The sequence below is a fragment of the Mycobacterium barrassiae genome, from assembly GCF_025822765.1.
GTDB classification, from domain to species: Bacteria; Actinomycetota; Actinomycetes; order Mycobacteriales; family Mycobacteriaceae; genus Mycobacterium; species Mycobacterium barrassiae.
The window spans coordinates 60,198-84,576 of the sequence record NZ_JACKUK010000016.1 but is presented as its reverse complement, the minus strand read 5'-3'; the positions used below and the strand labels follow the sequence as shown (position 1 = coordinate 84,576).

Below are 24,379 nucleotides of genomic sequence, written 5' to 3'. Positions count from 1 at the left end.
GTTGGTACTCCAATCGGGCTGTGGGCCAAAGTCTGTCGGTGCTACCAGGTCACCGGAAGTTCATAGACGCCATAGGCGAGGCGGTCGTGCTTGAAGGGCACATCGTCGAACGGGATCGCCAGCGCGAGCGTCGGGATTCGTCGCAGCAGGGTGTGGAACACGATCTGCAGTTCGGCGCGCGCGAGCTGCTGCCCGACGCACTGATGCCTGCCGTAACCGAATCCGAGCTGCTGGCCGGCATCACGGGTGAAGTCGAGCCGGTCGGGCTCGGGATAGGCCGCCGCATCCCAGTTCGCAGGCGCGAGATCGATGATGATGCCCTCACCCGCGCGAATGGTCTCGCCGGCGATCTCGATGTCCTCGATGGCCACGCGGCGCTGGCCATTCTGGATGATCGACAGGTAGCGCATCAGTTCTTCGGCGGCGTTGGCGATGAACTTCGGATCGTTCGAATCACGAAGGAGCGCCGCTTGTTCGGGGTTCTCGAGCAAGGCGAGCACGCCGATGCCGATCATGTTCGCGGTCGTTTCGTGGCCGGCGATCAACAGGCCGGTGCCCAGCTGGGCGGCCTCCTTGACGCTGATCTCTCCTGCGGTCACCCGCTCGGCCAGATCGGAGACGGCATCCTCGGAAGGCTCTTCCATCTTCTTCTCGACCAGGTTGATCAGGTACTTGTGGAGGCTCATCGCCCCCTTCTGGCCTTCTTCGGCGGTGGCGTAGCGCGCCAGCCCGACGTTGGCGTGGTGTTGGAAGAACTCATGGTCCTCGTAGGGGACGCCGAGCATCTCGCTGATCACCTTGGTGGGCACGGGAAGTGCGAGCTTCGCGACGATGTCGGCGGGTTGCGGGCCCGCGAGGATCTCATCGATGCACTGATCGGTGACCTCCTGGATGGCGGTGCGCAGGCCCTCGACACGTTTGTATGTGAACGGCTTGGACAGCATCCGGCGAAACCTGGTGTGCTCCTCGGCGTCGGAGGTGAAGACGGACCGCGGCCGCTTGTACACGGTGGAGAGCATGTGCTCGTTCCAATGCGGGAAGCCTTCGCGACGGTCGTCGACGCTGACACGCGAGTCGGAGAACAACGCCCGCGCCACCTCGTGCCCGGTGATGAGCCACGGTGTGGTGCCGTTCCAGATCCGCACTCGCGACAGCGGCTTGGACTCGCCCATCTCGAGAATCGGCAACGGAGGTGCGAACGGGCACCGCGCGTCACGCTCCATCGGATACTCCGGAACGTCGGCCGAAACCTGTTCTGCGGCAAGGGTGTCTGACATCAAATCTCCGTCATTCCTCGATGTGGATGGCCAGGGCTGGACACGCCGCGGCCGCCTTTCGGGTTTCCTCGGCCAGGTCGGGACCCGGCTCTTCGATCAACAGCACCACGACACCGTCGTCGTCGCGCTGGTCGAACACCTCGCCGGCATTCATGACGCACATGCCGGAGGACACGCACTTGTCCTGATCGACGCTCACCTTCACGGTCGCTCCGTGATGGGCGCCCGCCACAGCCCGACGATGGCGTCGATGAGACCTGAGGCCACCGAGCTCCACGTGGTGCGGGGCGTGGCCGTCCCTTCGGCGAATGCGCGCTCGAAATCGGCACAGGTGTGCATCATCAGGTTGCGCACCATGATGTTGCGTTCGGTGACAACGGTCATCGGCAGGTCGGGCAGGCAGCGCGTGATGCGTTCGACGACGCTCACCAGCGACGGCGACGCGAGCGCGTCCTTCACGACGATCTTCTGGTAGGCGGGGTCGGCGAGCGCCTGGGCGGCAAAGCGCGCGTACCACGTCGGGTTGCCGAGCTGATCGAGATGTTCGGTGAGCGAGCACACCATGCACGCGATCCAGTCGCGCAGTTCCGTGGACTCGCCGGTGTCGGCCACCATCCGGGCCAACAGCCGCTCGATCGACACCCGGTGCTTCTGTTCGATGGCCCGGACGAGGTCGGCCTTGGTGCCGAAGTGATACCCGACGGCGGCGTTGTTTCCCTGCCCGGCCGCCTCGCTGACCTGGCGGTTGGAAACGGCGTAGACCCCGTGTTCGGCGAACAGCCGCTCGGCCGCGGCCAGGATCGCTTCGCGGGTGATGGAGGCCCGTTCGGTGCGAACAGGCCTGCTGGCTGTGGTCACCCGCCCAGTGAACCCCGTCACAGCAGTTAAGTCAAGCGACTGATTTAAATTCTTGGCGGATAGGCGTCCCGGACCCGTCGGCGGACGCATAGAGTGCCCCTGACCATGGCTGATTCGCGGTTCATCGATAACGGCGATGCACGCATCCACTACCTCGACTCCGGCGGTGATGATCGCGGCGCGCCGGTGGTGTTCGTGCCGGGCATGACGTGCGTCGCCGAGGACTACGCCGAAATCCTGTCGCTGTTCGGCCGCAGGACTGTCGTCGTCGATCTCAGGGGACATGGCCGAAGTAGCTCCCCGGCGAACGGCTACGACGCCGCGACGTTGAGCACCGACATCGGGGCGGTGGTGGACGCCGTCACCGACGGCCCGGTGCACGTGGCGACGTTCTCCAGAGGTACCGCCTATGCGCTGACATGGGTGATCGACAACGTCGAGCGGGTCAGGTCGATCGCGATCGGCGACTACGTGCCAGAGGAGAAGGTGCTGACGCCCGAGATCTCGCGTCGGCTGCTCGGCGGCCGCTGGCGCGGCACTCCGGTGAGTGAGCGGCTCGACGAGGACGCCGCGAACAAGACGTTCGGCGCCGCGCAGCCGCGGTCGTTGTGGGAACCCCTTGCCCGACAGCAACTTCCACTGCTCGCGGTGCGCAGTAGCGAACGCTTCCTCGTCGGCGACGAGCAATGGTCGCGTTACCGCGCGCTGTTTCCGGACGCACATCTCGTCGAGTTCAACGACTCACCCCACGACATCTTCCGTCCCGACCGCGGCCGATACCCCCGGCTGGTCTGCGAGCATGTCGACCGCGTGGACGGCCGCTAGTCACTCTTCGGCTTACGCACGATCACCTTGCCCGCCACCGTGCCACCGTCGACGGGGAGCACGGTGCCTGTGACGTACCGCGAACGATCCGTGGCGAAGTAGAGCGCCGCTTCGGCGACATCCTCCATGGTGCCTTCACGCTTGAGTGGGCGGTCGTTGCGCATCTGCTCACGGATCTTGGCCTCGAACTGTTCGAGCTTCTCGAGATCCTCCCCCGCCGCCGACTTGCGCACGATCGCCGTGCGGATGTTGCCGGGCGCGATGGCATTCACCCGAATCTCATAGTGCGCCAACTCGATCGCCGCGGACTTGGTGAACTGGATGACAGCGGCCTTGGACGCCCGATAGGTCATCACACCGCCGCCGGCCTGGATTCCGCCGATCGACGTGAGGTTGATGATCGAGCCGCCGCCGTGTTTGGACATGTGCCGGGCGGCATCACGCGTGCCGGCCATCACCGCGAGCACGTTGATGGCCATCACTTTGTGGAAGTCCGCGAGGTCGTCGTCGAGGAAGCGGCGGTGCATCGTGCCCGACACCCCCGCGTTGTTGACCATGACGTGCAGGCCCCCGAAGCGGTCGACGGCTGTCGATACGAGCCCGCTCACCTGCTCGATGTCGGACACGTCGGCCTCGACGAACAGCGCGTTGGCGCCGATGTCCGCCGCGAGCGCCGCACCGCTGTCTGTGTCCACATCGGCGATCAGCACCTTGGCGCCCTCAGCCGCGAATCGGCGTGCCAGCCCCTCGCCGAGACCGGACGCGCCGCCCGTGACGATCGCGACCTTGCCCGCCAGTTCGTCTGTCATGTCGCCGCTCCTTCGCGCTGCTCGGCCAGGAAAGCCAGCAGCAGGTCGTTGACCGCCGCCGGCTGTTCGATCTGCGGGCAGTGTCCCGCATCGAGGATCACCGCCGAACGGCCGGAGGGGATTTGGCCGGCGATCTCAGCCGCCCAGCCGCGCGGCAGCAGTTTGTCGCCGCCACCTTCGATCACCAGCGTCGGCACCGTGATGCGGTCGTAGGCCCGCTTGCTCGACGGTAGCGGCGGCGGTTCGAGTCCCGGTCGGCGAAATCTCGCTGCCGCCAGCGCTTCCCAGGCACCGGGGGCGATGCTCGACTGGTATCGCCGCTGCACGTACTCGTCGTCGGCGGGATAGGACGGATCGTAGAAGAGGGCTTCGACGATCCTGCGCATCCCCTCGACGGTGGCGTCGTAGTCGTAGAGGGCGGCCGAGTGCTCGTTGCGTTGGATCTCGCCGCCACCACAGATCATCACCATGCTGCGCACCGGCAGCACCGGCGAGTCCGACGTCGAGTCGACGAAAAGGTTGACCGCACCCATCGAATTCCCGACGAAGTGGGCCGATTCGACGCCGACCGCTTCGCAGAACCGCGCGATGTGACGGATCCGCATGCCGCGGCCGTCGTTGAAGTCGATGACCTTCGCGGACTCGCCAAACCCCAGCATCTCCAGGGCGAGCACGCGATGCCGTTGCGCGAGTGCGGCGATGTTGTTCTCCCAGGCGATCTCGGCGTTGACGCCGAACTCACCACCGTGCAGCAGAACAACCGGATCGCCCTGTCCCGCTTCGAGATACCCCGTCGCCATACCGTCGACCAGAATGGACTTTCTCTCTGCGCGAGCAGACGCAAATTGTCCCGACACGCCGGCACCTCCGTGCTCTTTGTGTCTGTTCGCGCTGGAGGCGTTCACGTGGTTTCCCAGGCGGTGCGGGCAAAGGTGAGCACCTGCGAGGCCAGCATGTCGAGTTGGTCGCGCACCGCGGTGTCGGCCAAGTCGCCTGCCTCATCCCAGATCTTGTCGGCCGAATTGATGGCCACCCCGAGCGGCGTCGGCCACGCCCGCAGCGCGTGCCCGATGGAACGCAGCTGCCCGAGCGTGTTCACCGCCGCCTGCCAGCCGTACGCGCAGCTGATGCAGCCCCACGGGGTGTTGTCCAGGTACACGCGTGGATCTTCTCGAAGATCCTCGATGTAATCGAGAGCGTTCTTCACCAGACCGGAGATCGCCCCGTGGTAGCCGGGTGATCCGACGACGACGGCGTCGGCGTCGCGCAGCGCCTTGACCAGTTCCAGCGCCTGCGGGGTGCGTTCGAGTTCATGCGGCGCGTACATCGGCAGGTCGAGATCCGGTCCGCTGAAGAATCGGGTGCGACCGCCCTGACGTTCGACCGAGTCCAGGCAGTAGCGAAGTGCACGTTCCGTCGACGAGTTGGCGCGCAACGTTCCGCCGAGTCCGACGACCAGCGGAGCGCCGCCGGTGGTGGTGCGTGTCGACATGACCCCCCTACTTGATGGCGATCGGATTGATCGGTGAACCGACGGCGCCGGTCACCCGCAACGGCGGTGCGATGAGCTGGAATTCGTAGACACCGTCGGCCGCGCAGTCGGCGGCGAGCGCGGTCAGATCCCAGTATTCCCCGAGCATCAGCCCCATATCGCGCAGACACAGCATGTGCATGGGCAGGAAGGCACCGTCGACGCCCGACACCGGGTTCTCCACCATCAGGTTGTCGGCCGCGATCGCGGCGATCTCGTGATCGTGCATCCACGACGCGCACGTCCAGTCCAGACCCGCGCCCGGTTCGCCACCGTCGCCGGTCTGCAGAAACCTTGTCCACCAACCGGTTCGGACCAGGACGATATCGCCACGTTCGACGGTGACGCCTTGGTTGCGAGCGGCCTCGTCGAGTTCCGCAGGCGTGATGGGATCGCCGAGATCACAGAAGGTCTCGACGCCGCGCAGACGCACGATGTCGAGAAGGACGCCGCGGGACGTGATGCCCTTGCTGTCGACCTTGTCGATGCCGCAGTGATAGGCGCCCAGGCTGGTCACCGAGCTCGCCGGGAAGCCGTTGTACAGCTGGTCCTCGTAGTACACGTGCGACAGGGCATCCCACTGGGTCGCGGCCTGCAACGGCATGATGATGACGTCGTCGTTGAACCGCATCGGGCCGCTGACCGCGAACTCGCTGAGCTGGGTCGCCGCCGGATTCTTCAGCCATGACGGACCGTACTGGGCCAGGGTGCTCGCATCGCCGCCGTCGATGGTCATCACGTGCAGCGGGTTCTGCCTGAAGTGGAACGCGCCCTGTGGCCCGGAGGAGCCGAAGTCCACCCCGAGCGGAAAGACCTTGCCGTGCTTGACCAGACCGGCCGCCTGCTGGACCTTCTCGCTGGTGATGAAGTTGAGCGTGCCCAGCTCGTCGGCGTCACCCCAACGACCCCAGTTGCGCACGTCGTCGGCGACCCGGCGGAAGTCCTTCATGCTGGCCATAGTTCGCCTCTCATCGTCGCGACACCGAGTCGGCGAGATCCGTCTCGCCGATGGTGCCGCCGTCCACCCAGATCACCTGTCCGGTGATGTAACTGGCTGCCTTGCTGTTCAAGAAGACTAGGACGCTGGCCTGTTCGTCAGGTGTTGCGGCGCGGCCGAGAGGAGTGTGGAAGGAATCCAGGAACTCCTGGCCGTACGCCGACCGCAACTGGTCGAGGATCGGGGTGTCGGTGACGCCGGGTGCGGTGCAGTTGATACGAATGCCCTTGGCGCCCAGAGCGACCACGTTGGCCATCCCGTACAGGATGATCGCCTCCTTGGACAGCCGGTAACCACCGCCTTCGGCGACCGCATCGGGATGGCGTTCACACCATTCGATCCCCTCGGCCATCGTCTTGGTGCCCACCAGACCGGCGGTGACCGCGGCGTTCTGCCGATAGGCGGATGCGGCCAGTGAGGACACGCAGGCGATGGCCGACCCCGCCGGCATCGACGGCACCACCGCCTCGGTGAACCGTCGAGTGCCGAGGAAGTTGATGGTGACCACCCGTAGCGGGTCCCGGATGCCTGACGACACCCCGGCGACGTTGAACAAGGCGTCGACGCGGCCGCCGATCGACGCCGCCGCGGCGTCGATCGACTCCGGATCGTGGAGGTCCAGGGCGATGAACTCCCCGATGTCGAAGTCGGGTTCTCGGATATCGAGACCGACCACCTCGGCACCGAGATCGGACAGCTGCCGAGCCACTTCGGCGCCGATGCCCGAGGCGCATCCGGTCACAACGGCCCGACGGCCGTCGTAGCGCCACAGCTCGTCAGTCTGGACCATGGGTCATTCAGTGCTGCTCTTCGCGTCCGCCTCCGTCATTCGCTCCTCGCGTCCGCGGAAGGATTCCTGCTCGTCCACCCCTCCCCCGACTTGAGCTGCGCCGCGGCCGCCTCGATACCCGCGGTCATCTCATCCATCGCCAGGGACACCTCGTTCGCAGTGTAGTTTTCGCGGCCCGTGGGCAGACCGCCGAACGCATATGTCTCGTCGAACAGCGGCGCCTTCGACTTCGGCCGGCGTGCCTCGGCGCGCTCGAGGACGGGCTCGAGGCGCTTGGCCTTTTCCGCCCTGGCCTTTTCGTCGCGCTCGATGAACTCGGGCAGTACCTCCTTGCCCATGAGCTCGATGGATTCCATCGTCTCGTCGTGGCGGCGCGGCGTGAGGAGCAGGATCAGTTCGTCGACGCCGCTTTCCTCGTAGCCGCGCAGGAACTCCCGCACGGTCGCGGGGCTGCCGATCGGCCCACGGCCGGGGCCGTACACGATGCTCGGATCCTTCTCGATCTCTTCGAGGTGGCGCTTCCACACCCCGGTCCGGCCGGGCGTGTGCATGCCGGTCATGTAGTAGTGCATGATCCCGAACGCGAAGAAACCGCCACCCATTCCGAGGCGCTCGATGGCCTGCTCGTCGGTCTTGGCCACCATCATCGACAGATCGCCGCCGATGGCGAGAATGTTGGGGTTCATCTGCGGTGTGACGGGCACGGCACTCTCTTCGAACTCCTTGTAGTAGCCGTTAACACGCTCGGCCAGCGGGCCGGGGCCGGTGTAGGCGAAACTCAGTGCACCGAGGCCCTTTTGCGCGGCCATCGACACCGAAGCGGGCCGGGTGCACGCGACCCATACCGGCGGATGCGGCTTCTGTAGCGGCTTGGGGACGACGTTGCGCGGAGGCATCTCGATGTGCTGGCCCTTGAAACCGGTGAACGGCTCCTCGGTCATACAGCGGATCGAGACCTCCAGTGCCTCTTCCCACATCGCGCGCTTGTCGGCGGGATCGATGCCGAACCCACCGAGCTCGCCCACCGAGGACGACTCACCGGTGCCGAATTCCACCCGGCCGTTGGAGATCAGGTCGAGGGTGGCGACTCGCTCGGCCACGCGGGCGGGGTGGTTGACCGCGGGCGGCAGGTGCATGATGCCGAAGCCGAGCCGGATGTCCTTGGTGCGCTGGCTCGCTGCGGACAGGAAGATCTCGGGTGCTGTCGAGTGGCAGTACTCCTCGAGGAAGTGGTGCTCGGTGAGCCACACCGTCGAGAAGCCGGCCTTGTCTGCGGCCTCCACCTCATCGAGGCCGTCCTGGAAGAGCTTGTGCTCGTCGTCCTCACTCCACGGCCGCGGCAGCGGGAATTCGTAGAACAGCGAGATCTTCATTTCGTTACCTTTCGATCGGAATCGAGTGTCGAATCGGTCTGGGTACCCGACTGAACGGTTGTGTCGGGCAACTGGTCTGCGATGTGCTTGGCCGCGACGTACCCGAAGGTCATCGCGGGCCCGATGGTCGCGCCTGCGCCTGCGTAGCTGCGTCCCATCACCGCGGCGGAGGTGTTGCCGACGGCGTACAGCCCCTCGACGACACTGTCATCGGAGCGCAGCACCCGGGCGTGCTCGTCGGTGCGCAGCCCACCCGAGGTGCCGAGGTCGCCGAGGATGATCTGGAACGCGTAGTACGGCGGTTTCTGCAGCGGGTACAGGTTGGGGTTGGGCAGGGTCGGGTCGCCGTAGTAGTTGTCGTAGGCGGAGTCACCGCGGTTGAAGTCATCGTCGTGGCCTCTGCGCGCAAGGTCGTTGAAGCGGTCGGCGGTCGCGCGAAGCTGCGCGGGCGGAACGCCGATCTTCGTCGCCAGCTCTTCGAAGCTGTTGCCCTCCACCACGACTCCGGACTCCAGCCACGCCTTCGGCACCTTCCATCCGGTCGGCACCGGCGCGAAGGGCACCTTGGGAATCGGCAGATGCCCACCGACGATGTAACGGTGGAACGAGCGGATGTCGGTGATCAGCCAGCACGGGATATGGGAGACACCGGAGTTCTGGCCCTCGATCATCGCGTGTGCGAAGTCCATGTATGGCGCGGCTTCGTTGATGAACCGCTTGCCCTCGCCGTTGACCACGAACTGCGACGGCATCATGCGTTCGTTGAGCATGAACTGCAGCCTGCCGTCGGGCCAGCACATGGCGGGAAACCACCACGCCTCGTCGAGCAGATCGGTCGAACCGCCGACCTTCTCCCCTGCCCGGATCCCGTCACCCATCGACGCGGGATTGCCGAAGCTCCAGTCCTTCTCGAGCACCGGCAGATGCTGCCTGCGCCACTCCATGTCGTGATCGAAGCCGCCGGCCGCAAGAATGACGCCGTGCCGCGCACCGATGCGCAGCTGACGGCCCTCACGCTCGACCACCGCGCCGGTCACTGTCCCATCGACGTCGGTGATGAGTTCGGTCATCGGCGAACTGAGCCACAGCGGGATGTTCTGCTCCTTGAGCGCAAGTCGCATCCTGGCCGCCAGTGATTGGCCGATCGCGGCCATCCGGTCACCGAACACCCGCGCCCGGAACATCCGCCAGATCAGCTTCACCAGAACGGCCTTGCCCCGCCAGTTCTGGCGCACCTGATAGAACAGCCGAAGGTCCTTGGGGGCGAACCAGATTCCCCTGGGCGCCAGGGCCAATGGCTGCAGCAGGTTCTGCTCCTCATCGCCCAGCTTGCGCAGGTCGATCGCGGGCACATTGATCGTGCTGCCGAGTTCCGAGCCGCCCGGCAGCTCCGGGTAGTAGTCGGCATAGCCGGGCTTCCAGACGAATTCGAACCACCGGCTGCGCTTCTCGAGAAACTCCATCATCTCCGGTGCGCTGTCGACGTATTTGCGTAGCCGCGCATCGCTGACCAACCCGCCAGTGATGCGCCGCAGGTACTCGAACACGCCGTCCGGATCGGGCGCGTAGCCCGCAGCGCGCTGCGACGGCGCGCCCGGCACCCAGATGCCCCCGCCCGACAGCGCGGTGGAGCCGCCGAACTGCGGTGACTTCTCGACTACCAGGGTGTCGAGACCGAACGCATCGGCAGCCAGCGCCGCGGTCATCCCGCCACCGCCGGAGCCGATGACGAGCACATCGACGGTGTGGTCGAACGTTTCGGTGGTCATGGGTTGCACACCGCCGTCCTGACGGCGAAGCCGGCGATCAACTCGGGCGCCGCGCGGTAGAACCGATGTCCCGTCTCGTAGCGACCGTGGGCGGCCAGCGCCGCGAATGCCGCCACCCACGTGCGGATTTCGTGTGCGGAGTGACCGGCCTGCTGCTCGATCCAGCTGTTCGACCAGCCGTCCACGTCACTGAGTCGATTCGAATCGACCAACTCCAGGAACGCCTGGTCCCAGTCGGGGTTCAGCGGTTGCAGTGGACTGTCGCCGTGCGCAAAGGCCTGCGCCGCATCCATCACCGCCACCTGCCTCGCCTGCCGCTGCTCCGGTGTCATCGGTTCGCCGTGCACGATGCGCCCCAACGCCGCAGGCGGTGCGGTGGCCAGCGTCGGCACCGGCGGATCGTGCGACAGACCGCCGGATCCCACGACGAGGACGCGCTTGCCCAGGGTCGCCAGGTAGGTACCCACAGCGGCGCCGAGCGCACGGACACGCCGCAACGGTCCGAGCGGGGTGGCGACGGAGTTGATGAAGATCGGGATAACCGGCTTGGACGTCGCGTCGCCGAACAGGTTCTGCAGCGGCTGAACCGTGCCGTGGTCGACGTCCATGCTGGCCGAAAGCGCCACGTCCACACCCGATTCGAGCACTGCGCGTGCGCAGTCGGCGGCGATGTCCTCGGGCACGGCCAACGGGCCCGCGTAGGTGCCGTAGTCGCCGACCCCCTGCGCGGCGGTGCCGATGCAGAACGGCGGCATGGTCCGGTAGAAGAACCCGTTGTAGTGGTCGGGTGAGAACACCACGACCAGTTCGGGATCGAAGTCGGTGACGAAGTCGCGCGCCGCCGCCAGGGCCAACTCGATGTCGTCAAGAAGATCCTGTGACGGTCCCGGAAGGTTCAGTAGCGGACTGTGCGACATGCAGCACAGGGCCAGTGTCGCCATTTGAACTCGAGCCTCCTTCCTGGGTGAGACAGAGGACGCCGAAAAGCGATTCGCTCATTTCGGGCGCGCGCTGCGCGATGCAGGCACCTGCGATGCAGCGGTCGGGCCGCACGAACAACACGGAGTCGGTGTAGACGTCGAACCAGGACTTCAGCGCGCCCGTCCGGTCGCCGACGACGACCACATCGGGGTCATCGTGGCCGGGCCACTGCAGCTGGGTCATGGGCCGCGCCTCGACGAATCTGGCCCCCAACGCTTTCCAACGGTTGAACGCTTCGTCGCCGAGAACGGCGCGCAGGTTGTTGCTCCAGCACAGCACGGCGAAGCCGGGACCGAAGACATCGTCGAGCAGCACGTTCTGTTCTGTTCGGGTGTCGACGCGGGGCTGGATGAACAGCGTGCCGGTCGGCGAGTTGGGCGCGCTGTAGTCGGCATGGCACACCGCCCCCTGCTGATAACGCGGCATAGGCTTGAACCGCATCTCCAGCACATAACGCTTCAAGGTTGGCACCAGCGACGCGCCGTGAATCACCCGGTCGCGCAGGGCTGCCACCCGTCGGTTGGTCGGCGAGATGACCCGTCCCACCATCGTGGACAGGTCGATCATCGCGCGCGCGTGTTTGCGACGCTCGACGTCGTAGGTGTCCAGCAGGGCGTCGCCGGCTTGGCCGTTGACCACCGCGGCGAGCTTCCACCCGAGGTTGGCGGCGTCGCGGATGCCGCTGTTGTAGCCCTGGCCCTGCCATACCGGCATCAGGTGTGCGGCGTCGCCGGCCAGCAAGAGGCGGCCCTCGCGGAACGAGCCCGCGATGCGCGAGTGGTGGGTGTACACGCGATGGCGGATCATGTCGACCCGATCTGGATGCGGAACACGTTGTGCGAGCATGCGTCTGACGAACGCCGGATCGTCGGCGAGTTCGTCGGACTCGTCGTCGTGGATGAGGAACTCGAAGCGGCGGATGCCGTGCGCGATCGAGATCGACACGTATGGGCGGGCGGGATCGGCTCCCACCTCGCTGTTCGGATGACCGAGCGGATCGTTCGCGACGTCGACCACCAGCCAGCGGGTCGACGACGTCGTTCCATCGAACGACACCCCCATCAAGCGGCGGGTGGCGCTACGGCCGCCATCACATCCGACGACGTAGCGGGCGTGCACCGGATCCCTGCCATCGGCGAATCCGACGGTGACGCCGTCGTCGGTTTCAACGCAGCTCTCCATCCGGTGCCCCCACCGAACCTCGACATGGTCGAATCGCTCCAACCCGCCGCACAGTTCCGAGTCGACCATCGGCTGGACGAAGCCGTTGCGTTTGGGCCAGCCGAAACGCGCGTCAGGCGGCGCCATTTCGGCGAGCAACCGGCGTTTGGCGTCGAAGAAGCGCAGGATCTGGTTCGGCACGGTGTGCGGCAGGACGCGGTCGACCAGACCGATGGACTGGAAGGTGCGCAGCGCCTCGTCGTCGAGACCGACCCCACGCGGGTAGTCGATGAGCGTGTCGCGCTCCTCGACGATGAGCGTCCGGACGCCCTGCAGCCCAAGGATGTTCGCCAGCGTCAGCCCCGAAGGTCCGGCACCGACGATGACGACGTCCACCCGCTCGGTGCTCATAGGCGTCCCAGCAGGAAGTCGAGGTGGAGCCGGTTGAACGTCTTGGGGTCCTCGTACTGTGGCCAGTGCCCGCACCCGGGCATCAGCTCGAACCGGGCACCGGGGATCATCGACGCGATTCGGCGTCCCTCGTCGACGTCGGCCGTCGGGTCATCGCTGGTCCACACCACCATCGTGGGCGCGGTGATCGACCCGTATTCCTTCGGGCCGAGCAAGTTTCGCGCGCGGATCTCCGGATCCTGCAGCGCCATGATGTCTTTCATCGCGGAGGCGAATTCCGGCTGGCGGTAGATCCGTTGGCGGCTGGCGACGATGTCGTCGTAATCCTTGGACTTGTCGGCCATCAACCACTTGATGCGCGCCTGGACCGTTTCCCACGTCGGGTTCTCCACGGCCGCCATCGACAGCGTGACGATGCGCTTCATCACCTCGGGGTCGGCCTGCGATCCGCCCGCGGTGTTGAGCACCAGTCGATCGACCCGGTCGGGCTGGTCGACGGCGGCGCGCGCGGCCACCCAGCCGCCGAGCGACTCACCGCTGATGTGGGCGCGCTGTGCACCGATCGCGTCGAGGAATGCCATCAGATGGGAGAGATAGTGCTCTACCTCCAACGGATGTCCGGGCTTGTCCGTATATCCGTGCCCGAGCATGTCGATCGACCATGTCGAGAAATGCTCGGCATGCGCCTCCAGATTTCGGACGTAGGCCTCGGCGTGCCCGCCCGAACCGTGCAGAAAGACGAGCACCGGTTTGTCCGGATCACCGGCGTGGACATAACGCGTGCGCACTCCGCCCGCGTCGAGGTACCCCTGCGAGAACGCGACGCCTTGGAGGTCGCTCCAGACACTCTCGAAATCCGCGTCTGCCAGTCGTCGGGACGATTCCGGCACTCGTCACCTCTCTTGACGACGAGAATTGAATTCTCGTATTTTGTAAGCACTGTGCTCATTTATCGCACGTATACGTGCACTATAGTCAGAGCATCACTCTCCTGAGTGGTAGATGTCAAGGAAGTCAGGAAGTCGGATGTCTGGTTCGGTTGGGTCTGATTCGGTCGGCGGGGCCAGCGCCAATGCCGCGCCGACAGGTGCGCCCGGCTCACAGACATTGGCGCGCGGTCTGGCCGCGTTGCAGCTGGTCGCCACGTCCCGGTCGGGGCTGACGGCACAACAGGTCGCCGACGATATCGGCGTGCACCGGACGATCGCGTACCGCTTGCTTTCCACGCTGTCGGCGTACCGCCTCGTGGCCAAGGGAGAGGACGGCCGCTACCGGGCGGCCGCTGCGCTGGCGGTGCTCGGTGCATCGTTCGACAATCATGTGCGCCAGTTGAGTCTGCCTACGCTGCGCGCGCTGGCCGACGAACTCGGCAGCACGGTGTCGCTGCTCGTGGCCGAGGGCGACCAGCAGGTGGCCATCGCGGTGATCGTGCCGACAAACGTGTACTACCAACTCGCTTTTCACGAGGGCAGCCGCTACCCGCTGGACCGCGGTGCGGCCGGCATCGCGCTGCTGGCGAGCATGCCGCCGCGGCCCGGCGAACGCGATCTCGTCCCGCAGACCCGCGAGCAGGGCTGGGTCATCACCCACGGTGAGATCGAGCCGAACACTTACGGGTTGGCCGTTCCCGTGCGCAGACAGCCGCCGTCACCGCCGACATGCATCAATCTCATTTCCCATCGCGAGGATGTGGTGATGCGCGGTAAAGACGCGGTGATCAAGGCGGCCAACGAACTGTCCGCGGTCCTGTCCTGAGGATCGCCTCAGCCGAAAGGATTGAGCACGTGACCAATTGGGATCACGAGGTCGACGTGGTCGTGCTCGGCAGTGGCGGCGCCGGGCTGACGTCAGCGCTCACTGCCGCCGTCAACGGGGCCACCGTCGAGGTGTATGAGAAGGCCGCGACCGTCGGCGGCACCACAGCGGTTTCCGGGGGCATCATCTGGATCCCGGCGCACAACCGCGCCTCCGAAGGTGAGCTCACGGTCGAGGACGCAATGAGCTATCTGCGCGCGCAGTCGCTCGGGTATATGGACGACGACCTGGTGGAGACGTTCGTTCGCACCGGGCCGGAGATGCTCGATTTCGTCGAGGCCCACAGCGAATTGCAGTTCGAGGTGGCCGAGGGCTTTCCGGACTACAAGCCTGAACTCCCCGGCGGCCGCCCGGGAGGCGGCCGGTCGCTGAACGCCAAACCGTTCGATCGGTCCAGGCTCGACGAGTGGAGTGAGCGCATCACGTCGTTTCCCGCCGACTTCAGCAACGTCGGCATCGACGCGGAGACACGGGCGCGCATCCACGCATCGGTCGACGACGAATCGGGCGACTACTGCGTGGCGGGCACCGCCCTGATCGCCGGACTGTTGAAAGGATTGCTCGACCGGGGGGTGGTCCCGCAGACCAATGCCCGCGCCGTCGAGCTTTTCGCCGACGCGTTGGGAATCACCGGCGTCCGGATCATTCAGGGCGACAAGGAGTTCAACGTCCGGTCGCATCGCGGTGTAGTGCTGGGCACGGGCGGGTTCGAGTGGGACCCGAAGCTGGTCGAGGCGTATCTGCGGGGCCCGATGCGGGGCGCGGTGTCACCGCCGAACAACACCGGCGACGGCTTGCGGATGGCCATGGCGCACGGCGCAGACCTGGCCAATATGGGCGAGGCGTGGTGGGTGCCGATCGTCCAGCTGCCCGGCGACACGTTCGAAGGTCAGCCACGCAGCCGCAGCGTCCGACTCGAACGCACCAGGCCCAGAAGCATCATCGTCAACCGCGCGGGCCGGCGATTCCTCAACGAGGCCGGTGAATACAACTCGATGGCGGGCCCGTTCCACTACCTCGACCCCAAGCAGGGTTACGCCAACGATCCCGCGTGGATCGTCTTCGACTCACAGCACCTCAAGCGGTACGGGTTCCTCGGCATCCTGCCCGGCGACGAGGCGCCGGACTGGTTCACCCCGTCGGCCGACTTGACGGAGCTGGGCGAGAAGACGGGTATCGACGCAGCCGGACTTGCGGCGACGCTCGAGGCGTGGAACGAGAACGTCGCGCATGAGCAGGACCCCGATTTCGGCCGCGGCGCAAGCGCTTACGACGGGTACTGGGGTGACGACAAGGCCACCACGCCCGCGGGAAAGACCCTCGGGCCCATCGACACGCCGCCGTACTACGCCGTACCGGTATCCATCGGGGCGATGGGTACCAAGGGTGGGCCGCGCACCGATCGCGACGGCCGGGTGTTGCACGTCAACGGCGGGGCCATTCCGGGGCTGTTCGCTGCGGGCAACGCGATGGCAGGCGCGACGGGTAAGGCCTATGGCGGCGCGGGTGGGACGCTCGGCCCCGCAATGGTTTTCGGGTACCGCGCAGGGATGGCGGTGTCCGCGCGGGTCACCTCTTAGCGCGAGCAGTCGCAAAAACCCCCGACACGCCGGCGAAAAAGGGGGGTTCACGTCTGCTCGCGGGAAGAAGTCAGCCGGCGACAGCTGAGCCGATGAAGTAGCTACCCAGCAGGCAAGAGGCGACGAGCACCACCCAACCGTCGGTGAGGCGGCACAGCCACACCGGAGAGTGGCGTACCTCCATGAACTCGCGGAAGATGATGCGCACCTTGATCAGTGCGATCGCGATTGCACTGACGGTGACGACGGTGCTGGCGTGCAATGTGCCCTTCTCGTCAGCAGAGTTGTCCAGCCAGACGTAAACCAGCGTCAACATCGTCAGGATCGACCAGACGATCAGCAGCCTCTTGTTGAACGTGTTGCTCACCGATCACCTCACGACGTAGAGCATTGCGAAGATGAGAACCCACAGGAAATCCACTGTGTGCCAATATGTTGCACCCGTCTCGACCAGCTCCTGGGAACGTCGCGCCGGACTCCGCAACTGATACACGACCACACCCAGCACGATGAAGCCGATCAATACATGAATGCAGTGCAGTGACGTGAGGAAGAAGTAGTGCTGGAAGAACTCATCGCTGGTGAACGTGTTCCCCATCCGGATTTCCAGGATCCATTCGACGACCTTCGAGATCACGAAGGTGACGCCGAGACCGACGGTGACGTATGCGTAGGTCATCGCCGTGTGGTGCAGACCGTCGCGCGCGGCGCGGACGCATCGGGCGATCGCCCACGAACTCGTCAGCAGGACGATGGTGTTGAAGACTCCGATGCGTAGGTCCAGATCCGCCTGGGATTGCAGGAAGAGGTCCTCGTTCTGAGTGCGCAGGGCCAGGTAGACGGAAAAGTAGCCGGTGAACAGCAGAGCTTCGAAAAGCACGAACAACCACATGTCCGGCTGACCGGGCACTCGCCGTTGCGGCTTGTTTTCGAGCCGTTTCGACTCGGCGTCAGCGAGGTCGGTCATCGACTCGTCTCCACGGATTCGGCAGGTTCGGCCACACCTTTGGGTGGCAGGTCAGGCAGCGGTCCGGTGCAGAAATCCTCGCGCTCGATCATCTTTCGCAATAGCACGATGAACGCCGCGGTGTAGGTGATGAATACGACCATGTTGATCCACCACGCGATCGCACCGTTCCACGCGAATGCGCCGCGCTGGAAAATCCAGGCCGGTGCGACGACGACTTCGGTCAGCGCATTGCACAGCCCCAGATAGGCGAACCACTTCGGAAACACGTTGTTCTTGTCGAGCAGGATCGCCACCAGCCAGACCACTGAACCGACCAGGAAGACCCCCATCGTTCCGCTGAACGACAGGAACGCGAAGTCATACATCCACACGATCAGTTCGGGGTCCCGGTCCGGTCGCAGTGCGCCGACGGTCATCGCGATCGCCATCACAAGCATGCCGGGCAGGGCGGCGAGCGAATACATGATCAGGTACGAGTACGCGAAGACGCGACTGACCGACATCCGCCACATCGAATATGCGAGTAGGGCATTCATCGGCGCACACATCCCCGAGATCAGGAACACGACGCCGAACCCGGTGAGCAGGCCGAGGTGGCGATCGGCGAACCACTGCACCACCAATGGCGTGTCCCAGTCAGGGCTCGGCGGTGGCTGCACCCGCGTCACGAGGAAGAACAGCACACCGTACAACTGGTAGAAGACGACCATCACCCACCACGCGAACCACAACTCGCGCTTGGGGTGATAGCGGAAGTTCCAGACCACACGGCCCAGCCGTGAATCGCTTGGCGGCGCCGCTTCGGTCGTCGGGGCGCTCATGCGGCCACACGAACTTCCGCCCGGCGAATGTTCTGAGCGAGAACAACCCCCATCACCACGATCCAGACGGCGATCGCGATGTTCTTGACCCAGAACGTCAACACGCCATCCCATGCAAACGGGCCCTCGAACGTCACCGCACCGAACGCCGCCGGCACCAGCGCGGCCGCGACGAGCAGGTTGAAGTGTGCCACCCACGGCCGGAACACCGGTTGGTCTTGGCGATCCCAGTAGATCGCCAGCGCCAACACCAGGCACTGGGCGATGAGGTAGGGCACCAGGACGGTGAACGTGACCCACGCGAGGTCGTTGAGCAACTGGGTGAGTTCGGGGGAACGCTCGGGCCGGAAAGATCCCAGCAGCCAGAACATGTTCGCGATGAGAAACAATGTCGGCGGCCCGCCCGCGCAAGCGATGAGGCAGAAGGACAGGATCGGCGTCCGGTGCGCCATCTTGCGTACCTGCATCGCCAACAGGATGACGGTGGGGATCAGACCGACGCCGAACCAGTTGAACAGGATCATGCTGTAACGGATCCGCGCGGTGTCATCGCGGTAGAAGCCGGCGACCTCCTCGGCCGACATGGTCGGCGACATCGGGTGAAGGAACCCGGGGAACAGCAGGAACGCCGACACCCAGATGATCACCATCGCGGGCAACGCCCAGAGCATGATCAACTCGCCGTCACGTCGTTTCATCGTCGGACCTAATCCCATGCGTAGCGTCAGTTGCCGATCGGCAACTCGCACGGTAGCCGATCGGCAACTAGGCGGTCAATGCTGGGCGGTCCCGGCTCCTGCGGCAGCGGGTCGGCCGGTGAGCCGGTCGACAATGTCGGCCAGGCCGGCGAACCCGGGGGCCGAGGCCATGTCCACCGCGATGCGCCCGCTGGCTTGGCGGTAGCGCGGATCGTTCAAGACCGCGAGGATGTTGTGGCGCATCGCCTTCGGCGTCGGATGTTCGGTTTTGAGACGTCGCCCGACACCGGACCATGCGACGCGCGCGCCGACCTCGGGCTTGTCCTCTTTACCGCCGGTCGCAACGATCGGCACACCGTATCGCAGGGCGTACTGAACGCCGCCGTATCCGCCGTTGGTCACCAAAACCGAAGTGCGCGGCAGCAATTCGTCGTAGGGCAGGAAGGTCGCCGCGCGCGCGTTGGCAGGCAACGGCGGCAGGGTGTCGACGGGTCGACCGCCCGTGCTGACCACGACCAGAACGTCGTCGTCGGCCAGGGCGCGCAGCGTCGGCGCGATGGCTTGGCTGTAGTCGGTGTTGGCAATCGTCCCCTGCGTGACATGGATGATGGGTCGGCTTCCGTCCAGATCGGACCACCAGTCCGGCACCGGCGTCTGCGAACACGTGGGAGACAGCGGCCCGATGAAGTGGAGGTTGGGCGGAGCGTCGGACATCGGGTAGTCGAACGACCGAACACAGAACTGCGCGATGGCCTCAGCGTGCCGGCCCCAATCCATGAACGTGAAGGGCATGTCGATGCCATGCACCTGTCGGTGGGCCGCGTCGATGGCTGCAAACCCCTCGCGCAGGACGCGACGAGAAACGGCTGTCAGCAATGCATTTCGCGCTCGGTTCCCAATTACGGCCGGCATCAGTCCCATGCCGTACGGGGCGGTGTCGCGACTCTGGAGGGTAACCGGGATGACCCCGCACATGATCACCGGTGGCCGGTCCGGACGCGGGTGACCGAGGAGGAACGCCGCGCCGAGCGAAGCGATGTCGGCGATGACCACGTCGGCAGGGCGTACTGCGAGCGCGGCCATGATCGTTTCGTATTGGGGCCTGGCAGGCTTGGCGAAGACCTGCTCGATATCGAAGGCAATGGCCTTCCGCCCTGTAAGCGCGGCGCGTTCGGGAAATCGCTCGTTCAGCGGTTGCTCGTCGAAGTCGGCGTCCGGATGCACAGGTATATACGTCGCACCAGAGGCGGCAACCTTGTCGGCGAACAGCGCACCGGTGATGAAGCGAACGTCGTCGCCGCGCTTCACGAAGTTTTCAGCGGCGGCCAGCAGGGGGGCTACGTGACCGTGTGCGGAAAATCCGACGATCAATATCGATGACATCGCGTCCCACCGCCTCCCCGGCGAATGCCTACTGTGGTGTAGTATTCATTACTGTGTCACCCAAGTCAATAGCTGACCGTCCCCGTCGCTATCGATCGGAGCTGCGCCAACAACAGGCCGAGGCGACGCGGTCGCGGATCCTCGCTGCGGCGGCGGACCTGTTCGCCACCGACGGTTATGCGCGGACGACCCTGGCGAAGATTGCCGCATCGGCTGGGGTGTCAGCCGAGACCGTTCAGGGTCAGGGTCCCAAGGCGGCGCTGCTGATCGCCGCGATCCAGTACGCCGGTTTCGGTGTGGCCGGCGAAGAGAACGTGCTCAACCTCGACGTGGGGCGCCACCTGTTGACGATCGACGATTTCGACGAGGCACTGGATTTGGTGGTCGACACCGTCACCGATGTCCACATCCGCACCGCGCCCCTCGCGCCCGCACTGTACGGCGGAGCCAACGGCGATCCCGAACTCGAGCGGTACCTGAACGACTTACTCGTCAGCATCAACCTGCAGTCTCAGCGGGTCCTCGAGGTGTTTCGCACCCGCGGATGGATCCGCACCGATATCCCATTCGATGAACTCGTCGCCACGACAACGGTGTTCTGCAGCATCGAGACATACCTGCGGCTCACCAGCCGCCACGGCTGGAGCGTCGATGACTACCGACGGTGGTGTCGTCGGATGCTCGCCGAGTCAGTCCTCGTCGCACCCTGAGCGATTTGTGTGCGTTCGCGAGCGGTGAGCGCTCCGAAACGCACACAAATCGCAGGAGAACGGTGAGTAGCCGATCGGCAACTTGCTCGGCTACTCTCGACCCGTGACATCCACACAGGATGACCTCAAGTTCAGTGAGATCACCCGTACCGCCGCGCAGACCCGCGTCCTGGATGCGGCGTTGAAGCTGATCGCCGAGCACGGTGTCAGCGGGACGTCGCTGCAGATGATCGCCGACGCGATGGGCGTGACGAAGGCGGCGGTGTACCGCCAGTTCAAGACCAAGGAAGAGATCGTCATCGCCATCACCGAGCGCGAGATGAGCAAGCTCGAAGATGTGCTGGAAGCGGCCGAGGCCGAAGGACATCCGGTGAGAGCACGCGCCGTGCTGCTCGATCGGATGGTCGAGCAGGCCATCGACCGGCGCGACGCGTTCCGCGTGCCGATGTTCGATCCGGTGATCATCCGGCTGCAGGCCGAGTATCAACCGTTCCAGCGGTTCATCGAGCGACTGTACGCCGCGCTGCTCGGGACGGAGGCCGGCGTCGAGGCGCGTCTGCATGCGGCGATGCTCTCGAGTGCGATCAGCGTCGCCGTCATGCACCCACTGCTCGCCGACGTCGACGGTGAGACCCTGCGCACTCAGTTGAAGCAGATGACCAGTCGCATGCTGGGTCTACCCGAATGATGTTGCCGCACAATACGGATGATCAAGCGATTCGCAACCTGGTGAACCGGTACGCCGATGCCGCCTCGCGTCGTGACCCGGCCGGCGTCGCGGGCACGTTCACAGCCGAGGGCACGTGGTACGCACCGGAGCTGGGTCGTTTCGAAGGACGCGATGCGATGGTCGCGTTCTTCACCTCGATGCTCGACGGCTGGAACGTCTTTCTGCAGGCGATGCTGTCCGGGGTGGTCGTCGTCGACAATTTCAATTCCAAACGCGCCGTAGGCCGTTGGTTCGTTCAGGAGACCGGCCAACGCGCCGAGGGCGTCAACTTGATCATCTCGGGCGTGTATCACGACGAGTATGTCCGCGACGGCGACACGTGGTTGATCCTGCACCGTCGTTACGACGCGCTGATGCGGAACACCGACGGGACTGTGACGACGCAGCCGTTCCCGACCGACGTCCCCGCAATCGGCTAAGGGTCGACGGTGAACAACTGCTCGGTCGCGGCATAGGGATCCGACCCACCTTCGGCAACCTGTCCTGCGAGGCGATCCAGCTCGGGATGACTCCGCAATCGCGTCTGCGCCAGCGACAGGATCTGCGCGCGTGCGCGCGCAATTCGGCGTTCCGGGCTGTCGGTGCGATGGTGGACCTCGATGGCGTCGACCAACTCGGGTATGCCTTGCCCTTCTGCGGCAACGAGTTTCAGGATCGGCGCCTTGGTCTCCGCCTTCAGGTCGCGCACCGTCTGGTCGGCCCCCTCGCGATCGGCCTTGTTGACGACCACGATGTCGGCGACCTCGAGCAGGCCGGCTTTGGCCGCCTGAACCGCGTCGCCCGCACCGGGATTGAGGATGACGATCGTCGGGTCCGCGATGGCGGCGATCTCGATCTCCGACTGGCCGACACCGACCGTCTCCAACACCACCAGGTCGTAGGACAACGCGGCGAGCAGCCGGATGGCGGCCGGCACCGCGGCGGCCAACCCACCGAGGTGGCCGCGCGCCGCCACCGATCGAATGAGCACGTCGGAGTCGTTGATGTGCGCGGCCATTCGGATCCGGTCGCCCAGCAGCGCTCCCCCGCTGTAGGGCGACGACGGATCAACCGCGAGTACCGCCACGCGCATCTGGCGTTCGCGGTACGCGCTGACCAGTGCCCCGACCGTCGTCGACTTCCCCGCTCCGGGCGGGCCGGTCACCCCGATCACGCGTGGGGCCTGGACCGGGCCGAGCGAATCGAGCACCTCGCCGCGCCTCGGACTTTCGACCAGGCTCAGCAGTCGGCCGGCCGCGCGGGTGGACCCACTGCGCGCCGCCTCGATGAGCTCGTCGATGGTCATTCCGTACAGCTTACGGAGCAGGCATCTCTGTCTCGGAACACATGAGAATGATATTCTCACAGTCCGAGAGTGCCAGTTGCAAGAAGGGGAATCACATGCAAATCGCAGGTAGCTCGGCGATTGTTGTCGGAGGCGCAGGTGGCCTTGGCGAGGCGACGGTCCGGCGCCTGCACGGTGCTGGCGCCAAGGTCGTGGTCGCCGACCTGGCCGACGACAAGGGCAAGGAGTTGGAGGGTGAACTCGGTGTGCGCTATGTCCGCACCGACGCCACGTCCGAGGAGTCGGTCAATGCGGCCATCGCCGAAGCCGCCTCCCTCGCCCCGCTGCGCATCTCGGTCGACACCCACGGCGGCCCCGCCAGTGGCGGCAGGCTCATCGGTAAGGACGGGTCGCCGCTCGATCTCGATGGCTTCAAGAAGACGATCGAGTTCTATCTGACCGCAGTCTTCAACGTGATGCGCCTGTCGGCGGCCGAGATCGCCAAGTCGGAGCCGCTCGACGAGGGCGGCAGGGGCGTCATCATCAACACCGCCTCGATCGCCGGCTTTGAGGGGCAGATCGGCCAACTCCCCTACTCGGCAGCCAAGGGTGGCGTGCTCGGCATGACACTCGTTGCGGCACGCGACCTCTCGCCGTTGGGTATCCGCGTCGTCACCATTGCGCCAGGCACCATCAACACACCTGCGTACGGCAAGGCGGCCGACCAACTCGAGCAGTACTGGGGTCCGCAGGTGCCATTCCCCAAGCGCATGGGCCGGTCGACGGAATACGCCCAACTGGCCCAGAGCATCGTCGAGAACGACTACCTCAACGGCGAGATCATTCGCCTCGACGGAGCATTACGGTTCCCGCCGAAGTGACCGGATCGCTGGCAGGCAAGGTGGCCTTCGTCGCCGGAGCCAGCCGCGGTATCGGAGCGACGATCGCCACGGCGCTGGCCCGCGAGGGTGCGGCGGTGGCCGTCGCGGCGCGTTCGGAGCAGGAGGGCAAGGTACCCGGCACGATTCATGGCGTCGCCGAGCGCATCGCCTCAGCCGGCGGCCGAGCCCTGCCGGTGCACTGCGACGTCTCCAGCGAGGAGTCTGTAGAGAATGCCGTCGCTACAACGGTTTCGGAGTTCGGCGGCATCGACATCCTGATCGCCAACGCCGGGGTGCTGGGGCTCGGCCCGATCGAGTCGACGCCGCTGAAGCGGTGGCAGTTGTGCCTCAACGTCAACCTCACCGGGGTGTTCCTGGTGACGAAGGCCGTCATACCGCATGTGAAAGCGCGCGGCGGCGGCTCGCTGGTGGCGATCACCACGACCGGCGTCGGGATGATCGAGCACGGCGCCAACGCCTACTGGGTGTCCAAGGCCGGGGTCGAGCGCCTGTACCTCGGCTTGGCCGCCGACCTCAAGGCCGACAACATCGCCGTGAACTGCCTGAGCCCGTCGCGGGTCGTCCTCACCGAGGGATGGCAGGCCGGAGGCGGCGGCATGGAGATCCCGCCCGAGATGGTCGAGCCACCGGAGGCGATGGCCGACGCCGCGGTGCGGCTGGCCCAGCAGGACGCAGGCGGTGTCACCGGCACCATCCAGCGTTCCGAAGAGCTCACCTTTTAACG

General features: G+C 65.5%; 27 protein-coding genes. 8 read left to right on the top strand and 19 right to left on the bottom strand.

What is annotated here, in order from left to right:
* Window positions 1-41 precede the first annotated feature (41 nt).
* The 3 genes from H7J93_RS06275 to H7J93_RS06265 are packed head-to-tail and all read right to left on the bottom strand — an operon-like array spanning window position 42 to window position 2,225.
* Window positions 42-1,277, bottom strand: a complete 1,236-nt coding sequence (locus H7J93_RS06275) for a cytochrome P450 (protein WP_267305434.1) — start codon at window positions 1,275-1,277, stop codon at window positions 42-44.
* Window positions 1,278-1,287: 10 nt separating this feature from the next.
* Window positions 1,288-1,482, bottom strand: coding sequence for a ferredoxin (locus H7J93_RS06270; RefSeq protein WP_267305433.1), 195 nt, complete (start codon window positions 1,480-1,482; stop codon window positions 1,288-1,290).
* Window positions 1,479-2,225 carry a TetR/AcrR family transcriptional regulator gene (locus H7J93_RS06265; protein WP_267305432.1) on the bottom strand — a complete coding sequence of 249 codons (747 nt, stop codon included), beginning with the start codon at window positions 2,223-2,225 and terminating at the stop codon, window positions 1,479-1,481. The genes H7J93_RS06270 and H7J93_RS06265 overlap by 4 nt, the downstream gene beginning before the upstream one ends.
* A gap of 15 nt (window positions 2,226-2,240) precedes the next feature.
* On the opposite strand from H7J93_RS06265, the gene H7J93_RS06260 reads away from it, so the two are divergent.
* Entirely contained in the window at window positions 2,241-2,960 is a 720-nt protein-coding gene (locus H7J93_RS06260; protein WP_267305431.1) for an alpha/beta fold hydrolase, read from the top strand.
* On the opposite strand, the gene H7J93_RS06255 is transcribed toward H7J93_RS06260, so the two are convergent.
* From H7J93_RS06255 to H7J93_RS06210, 10 genes are all read right to left on the bottom strand, one after another.
* The gene (locus H7J93_RS06255; protein WP_267305430.1) at window positions 2,957-3,769 is read right to left on the bottom strand and encodes an SDR family NAD(P)-dependent oxidoreductase; all 813 of its coding nucleotides are present in this window, start codon (window positions 3,767-3,769) and stop codon (window positions 2,957-2,959) included. The genes H7J93_RS06260 and H7J93_RS06255 overlap by 4 nt on opposite strands.
* A complete protein-coding gene (locus H7J93_RS06250; protein ID WP_267305936.1) occupies window positions 3,766-4,569 on the bottom strand; it encodes an alpha/beta fold hydrolase in 804 nt (267 codons plus the stop codon). The genes H7J93_RS06255 and H7J93_RS06250 overlap by 4 nt, the downstream gene beginning before the upstream one ends.
* Before the next feature lie 101 nt (window positions 4,570-4,670).
* On the bottom strand, window positions 4,671-5,261 hold the full coding sequence (locus H7J93_RS06245) for an NADPH-dependent FMN reductase (RefSeq protein ID WP_267305429.1): 591 nt from the start codon (window positions 5,259-5,261) through the stop codon (window positions 4,671-4,673).
* 7 nt (window positions 5,262-5,268) lie between these two features.
* A complete protein-coding gene (locus H7J93_RS06240; protein ID WP_267305428.1) occupies window positions 5,269-6,258 on the bottom strand; it encodes a cyclase family protein in 990 nt (329 codons plus the stop codon).
* A 10-nt stretch (window positions 6,259-6,268) separates the two neighbouring features.
* On the bottom strand, window positions 6,269-7,087 hold the full coding sequence (locus tag H7J93_RS06235) for a coniferyl-alcohol dehydrogenase (RefSeq protein ID WP_267305427.1): 819 nt from the start codon (window positions 7,085-7,087) through the stop codon (window positions 6,269-6,271).
* A gap of 35 nt (window positions 7,088-7,122) precedes the next feature.
* Window positions 7,123-8,460 (bottom strand): LLM class flavin-dependent oxidoreductase, encoded by a 1,338-nt coding sequence (locus tag H7J93_RS06230; protein ID WP_267305426.1) that lies wholly within the window; start codon window positions 8,458-8,460, stop codon window positions 7,123-7,125.
* Window positions 8,457-10,229: an FAD-binding protein gene (locus tag H7J93_RS06225; protein WP_267305425.1), complete on the bottom strand. Its 1,773-nt coding sequence runs from the start codon at window positions 10,227-10,229 to the stop codon at window positions 8,457-8,459. Before H7J93_RS06225 ends, H7J93_RS06230 begins: the two co-directional genes overlap by 4 nt.
* Window positions 10,226-11,170 (bottom strand): 3-carboxyethylcatechol 2,3-dioxygenase, encoded by a 945-nt coding sequence (locus H7J93_RS06220; protein ID WP_499892191.1) that lies wholly within the window; start codon window positions 11,168-11,170, stop codon window positions 10,226-10,228. The genes H7J93_RS06225 and H7J93_RS06220 overlap by 4 nt, the downstream gene beginning before the upstream one ends.
* On the bottom strand, window positions 11,094-12,782 hold the full coding sequence (locus tag H7J93_RS06215; protein ID WP_267305424.1) for a bifunctional 3-(3-hydroxy-phenyl)propionate/3-hydroxycinnamic acid hydroxylase: 1,689 nt from the start codon (window positions 12,780-12,782) through the stop codon (window positions 11,094-11,096). The genes H7J93_RS06220 and H7J93_RS06215 overlap by 77 nt, the downstream gene beginning before the upstream one ends.
* Window positions 12,779-13,672, bottom strand: coding sequence for an alpha/beta fold hydrolase (locus H7J93_RS06210; protein WP_267305423.1), 894 nt, complete (start codon window positions 13,670-13,672; stop codon window positions 12,779-12,781). The genes H7J93_RS06215 and H7J93_RS06210 overlap by 4 nt, the downstream gene beginning before the upstream one ends.
* A 136-nt stretch (window positions 13,673-13,808) precedes the next feature.
* Here H7J93_RS06210 and H7J93_RS06205 point away from each other — a divergent pair, with 136 nt between their 5' ends.
* Window positions 13,809-14,537 (top strand): IclR family transcriptional regulator, encoded by a 729-nt coding sequence (locus H7J93_RS06205; RefSeq protein WP_267305422.1) that lies wholly within the window; start codon window positions 13,809-13,811, stop codon window positions 14,535-14,537.
* A 29-nt stretch (window positions 14,538-14,566) separates the two neighbouring features.
* On the top strand, window positions 14,567-16,177 hold the full coding sequence (locus tag H7J93_RS06200) for an FAD-dependent oxidoreductase (protein ID WP_267305421.1): 1,611 nt from the start codon (window positions 14,567-14,569) through the stop codon (window positions 16,175-16,177).
* A 70-nt stretch (window positions 16,178-16,247) separates the two neighbouring features.
* Here H7J93_RS06200 and H7J93_RS06195 read toward each other — a convergent pair whose 3' ends face one another.
* The 5 genes from H7J93_RS06195 to H7J93_RS06175 form a co-directional block, all read right to left on the bottom strand.
* Window positions 16,248-16,544: a cytochrome C oxidase subunit IV family protein gene (locus tag H7J93_RS06195; protein WP_267305420.1), complete on the bottom strand. Its 297-nt coding sequence runs from the start codon at window positions 16,542-16,544 to the stop codon at window positions 16,248-16,250.
* 3 nt (window positions 16,545-16,547) lie between these two features.
* Window positions 16,548-17,144 carry a cytochrome c oxidase subunit 3 gene (locus H7J93_RS06190; protein ID WP_267305419.1) on the bottom strand — a complete coding sequence of 199 codons (597 nt, stop codon included), beginning with the start codon at window positions 17,142-17,144 and terminating at the stop codon, window positions 16,548-16,550.
* Entirely contained in the window at window positions 17,141-17,968 is an 828-nt protein-coding gene (locus H7J93_RS06185) for a hypothetical protein (RefSeq protein ID WP_267305418.1), read from the bottom strand. Before H7J93_RS06185 ends, H7J93_RS06190 begins: the two co-directional genes overlap by 4 nt.
* Entirely contained in the window at window positions 17,965-18,666 is a 702-nt protein-coding gene (locus tag H7J93_RS06180) for a hypothetical protein (RefSeq protein ID WP_267305417.1), read from the bottom strand. Before H7J93_RS06180 ends, H7J93_RS06185 begins: the two co-directional genes overlap by 4 nt.
* A gap of 75 nt (window positions 18,667-18,741) precedes the next feature.
* The gene (locus H7J93_RS06175) at window positions 18,742-20,049 is read right to left on the bottom strand and encodes a glycosyltransferase (RefSeq protein WP_267305416.1); all 1,308 of its coding nucleotides are present in this window, start codon (window positions 20,047-20,049) and stop codon (window positions 18,742-18,744) included.
* 53 nt (window positions 20,050-20,102) lie between these two features.
* Here H7J93_RS06175 and H7J93_RS06170 point away from each other — a divergent pair, with 53 nt between their 5' ends.
* The 3 genes from H7J93_RS06170 (at window position 20,103) to H7J93_RS06160 (ending at window position 21,908) form a co-directional block, all read left to right on the top strand.
* Window positions 20,103-20,759, top strand: a complete 657-nt coding sequence (locus H7J93_RS06170) for a TetR/AcrR family transcriptional regulator (protein ID WP_267305415.1) — start codon at window positions 20,103-20,105, stop codon at window positions 20,757-20,759.
* A 103-nt stretch (window positions 20,760-20,862) separates the two neighbouring features.
* A complete protein-coding gene (locus H7J93_RS06165; protein WP_267305414.1) occupies window positions 20,863-21,447 on the top strand; it encodes a TetR/AcrR family transcriptional regulator in 585 nt (194 codons plus the stop codon).
* Window positions 21,444-21,908, top strand: coding sequence for a nuclear transport factor 2 family protein (locus H7J93_RS06160; protein WP_267305413.1), 465 nt, complete (start codon window positions 21,444-21,446; stop codon window positions 21,906-21,908). Before H7J93_RS06165 ends, H7J93_RS06160 begins: the two co-directional genes overlap by 4 nt.
* On the opposite strand, the gene meaB is transcribed toward H7J93_RS06160, so the two are convergent.
* A complete protein-coding gene (gene meaB / locus H7J93_RS06155; protein ID WP_267305412.1) occupies window positions 21,905-22,774 on the bottom strand; it encodes a methylmalonyl Co-A mutase-associated GTPase MeaB in 870 nt (289 codons plus the stop codon). The genes H7J93_RS06160 and meaB overlap by 4 nt on opposite strands.
* Before the next feature lie 95 nt (window positions 22,775-22,869).
* Between meaB and H7J93_RS06150 the strand changes: the two genes are divergently transcribed.
* Window positions 22,870-23,634 (top strand): SDR family NAD(P)-dependent oxidoreductase, encoded by a 765-nt coding sequence (locus H7J93_RS06150; protein WP_267305411.1) that lies wholly within the window; start codon window positions 22,870-22,872, stop codon window positions 23,632-23,634.
* Window positions 23,631-24,377 (top strand): SDR family NAD(P)-dependent oxidoreductase, encoded by a 747-nt coding sequence (locus tag H7J93_RS06145; RefSeq protein WP_267305410.1) that lies wholly within the window; start codon window positions 23,631-23,633, stop codon window positions 24,375-24,377. The genes H7J93_RS06150 and H7J93_RS06145 overlap by 4 nt, the downstream gene beginning before the upstream one ends.
* Window positions 24,378-24,379 lie beyond the last annotated feature (2 nt).

Bases quoted from the DNA above. Each gene is read 5' to 3' on its own strand.
- meaB (WP_267305412.1), bottom strand. From the start codon at position 22,774: ATGACCATCGACGAGCTCATCGAGGCGGCGCGCAGTGGGTCCACCCGC.
- H7J93_RS06275 (WP_267305434.1), bottom strand. From the start codon at position 1,277: ATGTCAGACACCCTTGCCGCAGAACAGGTTTCGGCCGACGTTCCGGAG.
- H7J93_RS06235 (WP_267305427.1), bottom strand. From the start codon at position 7,087: ATGGTCCAGACTGACGAGCTGTGGCGCTACGACGGCCGTCGGGCCGTT.
- H7J93_RS06185 (WP_267305418.1), bottom strand. From the start codon at position 17,968: ATGAGCGCCCCGACGACCGAAGCGGCGCCGCCAAGCGATTCACGGCTG.
- H7J93_RS06205 (WP_267305422.1), top strand. From the start codon at position 13,809: ATGTCTGGTTCGGTTGGGTCTGATTCGGTCGGCGGGGCCAGCGCCAAT.
- H7J93_RS06240 (WP_267305428.1), bottom strand. From the start codon at position 6,258: ATGGCCAGCATGAAGGACTTCCGCCGGGTCGCCGACGACGTGCGCAAC.
- H7J93_RS06230 (WP_267305426.1), bottom strand. From the start codon at position 8,460: ATGAAGATCTCGCTGTTCTACGAATTCCCGCTGCCGCGGCCGTGGAGT.
- H7J93_RS06220 (WP_499892191.1), bottom strand. From the start codon at position 11,170: ATGGCGACACTGGCCCTGTGCTGCATGTCGCACAGTCCGCTACTGAAC.
- H7J93_RS06160 (WP_267305413.1), top strand. From the start codon at position 21,444: ATGATGTTGCCGCACAATACGGATGATCAAGCGATTCGCAACCTGGTG.
- H7J93_RS06255 (WP_267305430.1), bottom strand. From the start codon at position 3,769: ATGACAGACGAACTGGCGGGCAAGGTCGCGATCGTCACGGGCGGCGCG.
- H7J93_RS06190 (WP_267305419.1), bottom strand. From the start codon at position 17,144: ATGACCGACCTCGCTGACGCCGAGTCGAAACGGCTCGAAAACAAGCCG.
- H7J93_RS06180 (WP_267305417.1), bottom strand. From the start codon at position 18,666: ATGAAACGACGTGACGGCGAGTTGATCATGCTCTGGGCGTTGCCCGCG.
- H7J93_RS06225 (WP_267305425.1), bottom strand. From the start codon at position 10,229: ATGACCACCGAAACGTTCGACCACACCGTCGATGTGCTCGTCATCGGC.
- H7J93_RS06175 (WP_267305416.1), bottom strand. From the start codon at position 20,049: ATGTCATCGATATTGATCGTCGGATTTTCCGCACACGGTCACGTAGCC.
- H7J93_RS06150 (WP_267305411.1), top strand. From the start codon at position 22,870: ATGCAAATCGCAGGTAGCTCGGCGATTGTTGTCGGAGGCGCAGGTGGC.
- H7J93_RS06260 (WP_267305431.1), top strand. From the start codon at position 2,241: ATGGCTGATTCGCGGTTCATCGATAACGGCGATGCACGCATCCACTAC.
- H7J93_RS06245 (WP_267305429.1), bottom strand. From the start codon at position 5,261: ATGTCGACACGCACCACCACCGGCGGCGCTCCGCTGGTCGTCGGACTC.
- H7J93_RS06250 (WP_267305936.1), bottom strand. From the start codon at position 4,569: ATGGCGACGGGGTATCTCGAAGCGGGACAGGGCGATCCGGTTGTTCTG.
- H7J93_RS06215 (WP_267305424.1), bottom strand. From the start codon at position 12,782: ATGAGCACCGAGCGGGTGGACGTCGTCATCGTCGGTGCCGGACCTTCG.
- H7J93_RS06265 (WP_267305432.1), bottom strand. From the start codon at position 2,225: ATGCGTCCGCCGACGGGTCCGGGACGCCTATCCGCCAAGAATTTAAAT.